The 6,095-nt window shown below is 37.6% G+C and carries 4 protein-coding genes and 2 riboswitches; all 4 genes read right to left on the bottom strand.

The annotated features are described in order from the left end of the window. Positions 1–124: 124 nt before the first annotated feature. Complete coding sequence (locus GFJ36_RS01230) at positions 125–1,630, bottom strand: sensor histidine kinase (RefSeq protein ID WP_088610257.1); 1,506 nt, start codon at positions 1,628–1,630, stop codon at positions 125–127. Next, positions 1,614–2,315, bottom strand: coding sequence for a response regulator transcription factor (locus GFJ36_RS01225; protein ID WP_087981820.1), 702 nt, complete (start codon positions 2,313–2,315; stop codon positions 1,614–1,616). The genes GFJ36_RS01230 and GFJ36_RS01225 overlap by 17 nt, the downstream gene beginning before the upstream one ends. A 145-nt stretch (positions 2,316–2,460) precedes the next feature. Then, positions 2,461–3,786, bottom strand: a complete 1,326-nt coding sequence (locus tag GFJ36_RS01220; protein ID WP_157349429.1) for an NCS2 family permease — start codon at positions 3,784–3,786, stop codon at positions 2,461–2,463. Positions 3,787–3,914: 128 nt separating this feature from the next. Further along, a riboswitch (purine riboswitch) is annotated at positions 3,915–4,016 on the bottom strand. 153 nt (positions 4,017–4,169) lie between these two features. Next, entirely contained in the window at positions 4,170–5,708 is a 1,539-nt protein-coding gene (guaA, locus tag GFJ36_RS01215) for a glutamine-hydrolyzing GMP synthase (RefSeq protein WP_098133539.1), read from the bottom strand. A 165-nt stretch (positions 5,709–5,873) separates the two neighbouring features. After that, positions 5,874–5,975: riboswitch (purine riboswitch) on the bottom strand. Positions 5,976–6,095: the final 120 nt, after the last annotated feature.

The following is a 6,095-nucleotide window of genomic DNA, read 5'->3' as shown; positions in this document are numbered from 1 at the left end:
ATCGGCGACTTGTCCTATATTACACCTCTATACTCTAATCGTCAACATATTTTTCTAAAAAAATATAAAAAGGCTTATTTCTTTTAAAATAAGCCTTTTTATCAAATATCATTCTATTCATTTATTATTTTTCTATAATTGGTAACGAGACGATAAACTGAATAATACCATCCTCATATTCTGCTCGAATACTACCACCTTGCAGCTCAACAATACTTTTCGCAATCGCTAATCCAAGTCCCGATCCTTCTGTTACTCTACTTCTAGATTGATCCTTCTTATAAAAACGTTCAAACAAACTCCCTAGCTCTTCTCTCGTAAACTCTTCACTATGATTCGCAATTACAATTTGTATATCCCGGCGCTGCCTTTGAAGAGAAACTTTTATCTCCCCATCATCTTTACTATACTTAATCGCGTTCATTAATAGATTATCAAATACACGTACCATCTTTTCCGAATCAACCGCTGCATAGGCACGTTCCTCAGGAAACTTCTTAACAAACGCAAGTCCATGCTCTTCTGCCTGCGGTACTAACTCTTCTATTAATTGCTCCAATAACTCATTTATACAAACCTCTTGTTTTTCTAATACAACTTGCTCATTTGTTAACTTCGTATACTCAAATAAATCTTCTATTAAATTCTTTAACTGCTCCGACTTCGCAAAAGCAATTCTCGTATACTCATCATGTTGTTCTTTATTTTCATATTTAGAATCTCGAAGTAATCGCAAGTAACCCATAATAGAAGTCAGTGGTGTACGCAAATCGTGAGATACATTCGTAATAAGCTCATTCTTTTGCTTCTCTAATTTACGTTCCTTTTCTATATTATTCATAAGCTCTTCTGCCATATTATTAATATTCTCAGTTAAAGACGCAATCTCGTCCTCACCTTTCTTCTCAATACGATACGCTAAGTTGCCTTTTTCTATTTCCTTTACACCTTGTGCCATCGCTTCAATTTGCTTCATCTTTCTCTTTGTTATATAGAAGAAAGAGAAAATAAATACGAGTACACCTATGCAAAATGGAAACGGCCCTTCTTGCGTATCATATATTACTTCACCTTCTGGAATCCCACTAACAAACATGTATAAATTCTTATCTTCTATTGTAATAGGTGCAAAAGCTATAAATTCTTTTCTTGTACTTTCAAATGCATCTTGGCCATTTGAATAGTTGATCGCAAAGGATGCTGCATTACGAATCGTATTATGCAAATCAATTTGCTCTTCTTGCGCCTGCTTCGTTTTATATAAAACTTTACCGCTCTCGTCAGTAACCAATATTTTTAAAGCTCTAGGTCCTCGCTCTAAACTTTGGTTCTCCCTTTCGATCATATCGGATATAGCTTCTAATTTATTTTCATGAACCGAACTATTTGCCGCTCCTTGAGCTTGTTGATTAATCTCCTCCATACCAGCCCGATAATCGATCATCGCCTTCCGATTCGCATTCTCAAAAAACGGCGCTGCTGCCTTTGCTGACAAAAGACCTAATAGCGCACAAGCAGTAAACGCAGTAATAAGTTGAATTCGCACACTCCGTTTCACACTCTTCATTATCTTTCCAATTAATTCTCGAAATTTCCTAACATAAGTAAATGGATTAAATATCTTTTTCAATCTTATACCCCACTCCCCATACTGTTTTTATATATATTGGCTTCCTTGGATTCTCCTCAATCTTTTCACGCACTTTCCGAATATGAACCATTACCGTGTTATCCGACTGGAAAGATCTTTCGTTCCAAACCTTTTCATAAATTTGTTCCGCGCTAAAGACCATCCCCGGATTACGAGCTAGTAATTCTAAAATCGAAAATTCCCTCGGGGTCAGTTTCACTTCTTCTCCATCCACAATGACTGTATGAGTGGAGATGTTTATTTTCATCTCTCCAATTTCTAACTCGTCCTCATTTTGAAGAGCAAAACCATTCATCTTCATATAACGACGTAACTGAGATTTAATCCTTGCGATTAACTCTAACGGATTAAATGGTTTCGTTACGTAATCATCTGCACCTGTTGTTAATCCTAAAATTTTATCCATATCTTGCGTTTTCGCAGAAAGCATAATAATCGGCATTTCTTTCGATTCTCTTACTTTCATACACATATGAATACCATCTACCTTTGGCATCATAATATCTAATACGACTAGATGTACTTCATTTTCTTCTAGTAAACGTAATCCTTCTTCTCCGTCTCCTGCTTGCAACACTTTATATCCTTCATTCTTTAAATAGATTGTAATAAGATTTCTAATTTCTTTTTCATCATCTACGACAAGTATTGTTTCGTGCGCCACAATATCTCCCCCATCACTTTTTTAATCCCTAACTTCTATTATAGGAAAACTTCTGAAGAAAAACGCTCGGAAATCCTTAAGATTTTCTGAAGACGCAAAAAAGGTCTAGACTCCCCTTAAGTCTAGACCTTTCAAAAAACCCCTTTTATTTACGAACGTAGATGAAATATAGTACGAATAAAACTCCCATAACATACATAATTGGATGAATCTCTTTACGACGACCACTTACTACCATTGTAATTGGATAGAAGATAAACCCGATTGCAATCCCTGTCGCAATACTATACGTAAGTGGCATTGAAATGATTGTAAAGAATGCTGGTACTGCAATCTCGAATTTCTTCCAATCAATTTCGCCTAAAGATGAAACCATCAAGATCCCTACAATAATTAATGCTGGCGCTGTTACAGCTGGTGTTACAACGCTTAATAATGGCGAGAAGAATAGTGCCAGCAAGAAGAACCCCGCTGTTACAACTGCTGTAAATCCAGAACGTCCACCCGCTGCTACCCCTGCAGAAGATTCAATGTAAGACGTTGTTGTTGATGTACCTAAGATCGCACCGATTACAGTTGCAATCGCATCTGCAAATAATGCTTTTCCTGCACGTGGTAATTTATTGTTCTTCATTAATCCAGCTTGATTCGCAACCGCTACAAGTGTACCTGCTGTATCAAAGAAATCGATAAAGAAGAACGTTATAATAACAATCACCATTTGAACAGTGAAAATATCTCCGAAGTGAGTTAACGCCACACCGAACGTTGGTTCTAGACTCGGTATTGCTCCCACTACAGCTTTTGGAGTATCAATTAATCCTGTCGCTACTCCTAAAATTGCTGTAAGAATCATACCGTAGAACACTGCACCATTAACTTTCTTAATCATGAAGATGATTGTAGTAACAACCCCGAAGATTGCTAGTAACGTTGTGCCCTTTGTTAAATCCCCCAACCCAACAAGAACAGCATCATTTTTCACGATAATTCCGGCATTTTGGAAGCCAAGGAAGGCAATGAATAATCCGATACCTGCCGCTACTGCAAACTTTAACTCTGATGGAATTGCATTAATGATTTTTTCACGAATACCTGAAGCTGTAAGAATAATAAAGATAATACCTGACATTAACGTTCCAGCAATTGCTGTCTGCCATGGAATACCCATCGTTAACACTGCCGTATAAGCAAAGAACGCGTTAATTCCCATACCCGGCGCCAAAGCAATCGGATACTTCGCGAATATCCCCATAATTAACGAACCAATCGCTGCTGCTAATGCTGTAGCAATGAATACTGCACCCGGATCCATTCCTGTACCTGCTGGTAACCCTTTAACATTTCCAAGTGACAGCGTAGCAGGATTGACAAATAGTACATAAGCCATAGATAAAAATGTCGTTAAACCTGCTATGAACTCTGTTTTATAATTTGTACCGAGTTCATCAAACTGAAAATAGCGTTTCATCTTACGTTTCCCCCGTTATATGATTACTCGCCGTAATCTCCCTAGCCCTCTTTTATCTATTAAAAATAAAAAAGGCTTCCATTGCATATACATGGAAGCGTTCTATGAATAAAGACAAGTTTACCCTCATCTTTATCTAAACGCCTCGTAGTCAAGCCATTTACGGTAGCTAGGTAGAAACTTTCGGGCCATATCCCCGATATTATACGACGGCATAATATTCACTTTTCGTTTGAATTACATACTCATATTAACTCGATGAAGTAGTTTTGTCAATTTAAAAACGAACATTTTTACAAACTTTTGCATTTTCGTTCGTATTAAGAGCAAAACACAAAAGATCCATCTATGCATGAGCAATAGATGGATCTTTTTTTATAATACTATTCCCACTCGATAGTTGCTGGTGGCTTACTTGTTATATCATACACGATACGGTTAACGTGTTTTACTTCGTTTACGATACGTACAGAGATTTTCTCTAATACGTCCCAAGGGATACGTGCCCAGTCAGCTGTCATACCGTCGATAGATGTTACTGCGCGGATACCTACTGTGTAATCGTAAGTACGCTCATCACCCATAACACCTACGCTACGCATACCAGGAAGCGCAGTGAAGTATTGCCAAACTTCGCGGTCTAAGCCCGCTTTAATAATTTCTTCACGTAAAATCGCATCAGATTCACGAACGATTTCTAATTTCTCTTCTGTGATTTCACCTAATACACGAATACCAAGACCAGGGCCTGGGAATGGTTGACGCCATACGATTTCATCAGGAATTCCTAGTTCTGATCCTAATACACGTACTTCATCTTTAAATAACGTGTTTAAAGGCTCAATTAATTTGAACTGCATGTCTTCTGGAAGACCACCAACGTTATGGTGAGATTTAATTGTTTGTGCAGTTGCTGTACCACTTTCAACGATGTCTGTATAAAGTGTACCTTGCGCTAGGAAGTCCATTCCTTGTAATTTAGAAGCTTCATCATCAAATACGTAAATGAATTCATTACCGATGATTTTACGTTTTTGTTCTGGATCTTCTACACCTTTTAACTTGTTCATGAAGCGTTCTTGTGCATCCACTTTAATAACGTTCATGTGGAAGCCTTCGCTGAATGTTTTCATAACGCCTTCTGCTTCACCTTTGCGAAGTAAGCCGTGGTCAACGAAAATACATGTTAATTGATCGCCGATTGCTTTATGAATTAATACTGCTACAACAGAAGAGTCTACACCGCCGCTAAGTGCGCATAGTACTTTTTTGTCTCCAACAGTTTCACGGATTTTCTCTAATTCTACTTCGATAAAGTTCTCCATGTTCCATCCTTCAGAACAACCACATACGCCGAATACGAAGTTTTTAATTAAATCGTTACCGTGCTCAGAATGACGTACTTCTGGGTGGAATTGTACACCGTATAAGTTTTTGTCTTCATTGCTCATACCAGCAATTGGACAAGACTCACTTGTTGCATCTACTACGAATCCTTCAGGTAAACCAGTTACTAAGTCACCATGGCTCATCCATACAACTTGCTCTTCTGGAAGGTTCGCATATAATTTTGATTCGTTCTCTACTTTAAGAACAGCTTTTCCGTACTCACGGTGGTTTGCACGTTCTACTTTCCCACCGAAGTGTTGCGTCATAAGCTGCATACCGTAACAAATACCGAAGATCGGTAATCCTAGTTCAAAGATTTTTTCATCACAATGTAATGCGCCTTCACCGTATACACTATTTGGTCCACCAGAGAAGATAATCCCTTTTGGATTCATTGCTTTAATTTCTTCTGCAGTAATTGTATGTGGATGAAGTTCACTGTATACACCGAACTCACGAATTCGACGTGCTATTAACTGATTGTACTGACTCCCAAAATCTAAAACGATAATTGTATCATGCTGCTTCTTCAAAATAATCACCCCAACGTTAGTTCTCGTATATAAATATTTTTACCAATTAGGCAAAAAGCATTACTAATATAATAAAAAAAGCCAGTCCTCCGCCTCTAGTCTCATAACAAAGAAAAGGCAGGGGTCTGGCTTTATAAAGAAAGATAGTCTTCCACTCTTTATAAATATAAGACGCACTGCCTTCATAGTCAGGTTGTTTACGGTAACCCGGTAGAGACTCTCAAACCATATCATCGAGGATATATGAAGGATTTTTTTATATTATCTCCCTAGATTCTAACAATGAAGTATCGATATGGTCAAGAGAGAAAGCGACAAAATTCTACAGAAATTAATTTCCTTTTCTAAAAAACATAAAAAAACATCCATTTCTATATAGAAATGGTG

It is taken from the genome of Bacillus sp. EE-W1 (assembly GCF_009760835.1).
In the GTDB taxonomy this organism is placed as follows: domain Bacteria; phylum Bacillota; class Bacilli; order Bacillales; family Bacillaceae_G; genus Bacillus_A; species Bacillus_A wiedmannii.
This window is presented reverse-complemented; position numbering and strand designations above follow the sequence as displayed.

Excerpts from the sequence above, each read along its gene's own strand:
- GFJ36_RS01220 (WP_157349429.1), bottom strand. The coding sequence starts at position 3,786 with ATGAAACGCTATTTTCAGTTTGATGAACTCGGTACAAATTATAAAACA.